2 protein-coding genes and 1 pseudogene are annotated in these 1,470 nt (G+C 73.7%); 1 reads left to right on the top strand and 2 read right to left on the bottom strand.

The genetic code is table 11. From position 1 onward, the window contains the following. Positions 1-115 precede the first annotated feature (115 nt). Both arfB and A0J59_RS21025 read right to left on the bottom strand, forming a co-directional pair. Positions 116-553 (bottom strand): alternative ribosome rescue aminoacyl-tRNA hydrolase ArfB, encoded by a 438-nt coding sequence (gene arfB / locus A0J59_RS21030; RefSeq protein ID WP_047233431.1) that lies wholly within the window; start codon positions 551-553, stop codon positions 116-118. Between the two features lie 96 nt (positions 554-649). Next, on the bottom strand, positions 650-1,006 hold the full coding sequence (locus tag A0J59_RS21025) for an iron chaperone (protein WP_047233430.1): 357 nt from the start codon (positions 1,004-1,006) through the stop codon (positions 650-652). A 147-nt stretch (positions 1,007-1,153) separates the two neighbouring features. Between A0J59_RS21025 and A0J59_RS21020 the strand changes: the two are divergent. Then, positions 1,154-1,470 (top strand): annotated as a pseudogene (locus tag A0J59_RS21020) (superoxide dismutase); the annotation flags it as partial.

Genomic DNA, 1,470 nt, shown 5'->3' with positions numbered 1-1,470 from the left:
CCGCAGGACTGACCCGAGCACGACGTCACCCGCCGTCGAGCACGACATGGGGGTCGTTCTCCGGCCCTTTCCGTCCGTCAGGTCGTGCTCGACGGCGGGTGACGTCGTGCTCGGGTCAGTCCTGCGGCGGGCGGCGCAGGCGCTTGACCTCGGTGCGCCGCTTCTTGGCGCCGATCCGGCGCTCGACCGACCCGCGGGTGGGCCGGGTCGCGCGGCGCGGCGGCCCGGGCGGGGCGACGGCGTCGGCCAGCAGGGCGGCGAGCCGCGTCCGTGCGGCGTCCCGGTTGCGCCGCTGCTCCCGGTGCTCGGACGCCGTGACCGTGACGACGCCGTCCACGACCCGCCGGCCCAGCCGGTCCAGCACCCGTGCGCGCTGGGACTCCGTGAGCACCGCCGACCGCGCGACGTCCCACGAGAGCTCGACGCGCGAGTCGGTCGTGTTGACACCCTGCCCGCCGGGCCCGGACGAGCGCGAGAACCGCCACGACAGCTCCGCCTCGGGGACGACCAGGGTGGTCGTCACGCGCAGACCGGGGCGGGCGTCGTCGGGCATCCGTCCATCGTGCCCGACGGCGCCCGCGCGGCCCAGGAGATTCGTCGCCCACCGCGCGGTGCGGGCCGACCGGCGGCCCGCCCGCCGACGACGTCCTCAGCGGTCGAGCTGCGCGTCGATCTCCGCGACGCGTGCCGCGACGAGGTCGCGGACGACGTCGTCGGGCAGCGGGTGGTCGCTCGAGAACCGGACGGTCCCCTTGGCGTGCGAGAAGCCGTCGAGCCGCGGCTCGACGGCGGTCACGGCGGCGGGGCTGAACGGGTAGACCGCGAGGTGCTTCGCCGACGCCATGGCGCTGAGCAGCGCCTTGCCGCGGTGGAGCAGCGCGGGCATGCCGTAGCTCGTGCCCTCCGTGGCGTCGGGCACGACGTCGCGCGCGACCCCGACGACGCGCGCGAGCGTCGTGCGGTCCGGCTCGTCGACGCCGGCCAGGTAGTCCGTGACGGTCCCCATCGGGACATCGTCCCGCCGCCTGCGGCGGACCGCTCGGCGAGCGGGACGGTCCGTCCGACCTGCAAGATCACAGTGCGCCCACCTTGACCTCAACCGTGGTCGAGGTCCTAGCGTGGCTGCATACCGACGGAAGGAACCTGAGGAACCATGCCTGTCTACACTCTCCCCGAGCTGTCCTACGACTACGGTGCGCTCGAGCCGCACATCTCCGGGCGGATCATGGAGCTGCACCACTCCAAGCACCACCAGGCCTACGTCACCGGCGCGAACACCGCCCTGGAGAAGCTCGCCGAGGCCCGCGAGACCGGCGACTTCGCCGCGATCAACCTCCACGAGAAGAACCTCGCGTTCAACCTCGGCGGCCACGTCAACCACTCCGCGTTCTGGACCAACCTCTCCCCCGAGGGCGGCGGCGAGCCCACCGGCGAGATCGGCGCCGCGATCGACGAGCACTTCGGCTCCTT

Source organism: Cellulosimicrobium sp. I38E, from assembly GCF_001647255.1.
In the GTDB taxonomy this organism is placed as follows: domain Bacteria; phylum Actinomycetota; class Actinomycetes; order Actinomycetales; family Cellulomonadaceae; genus Cellulosimicrobium; species Cellulosimicrobium cellulans_E.
Note: the sequence above shows the minus strand (reverse complement) of the source record. Positions and strands in the feature narration are given on the sequence as shown.

What these genes read in the sequence shown, in the direction of transcription:
- arfB (WP_047233431.1), bottom strand. Translation starts at nt 553, where the DNA reads ATGCCCGACGACGCCCGCCCCGGTCTGCGCGTGACGACCACCCTGGTC.
- A0J59_RS21025 (WP_047233430.1), bottom strand. Translation starts at nt 1,006, where the DNA reads ATGGGGACCGTCACGGACTACCTGGCCGGCGTCGACGAGCCGGACCGC.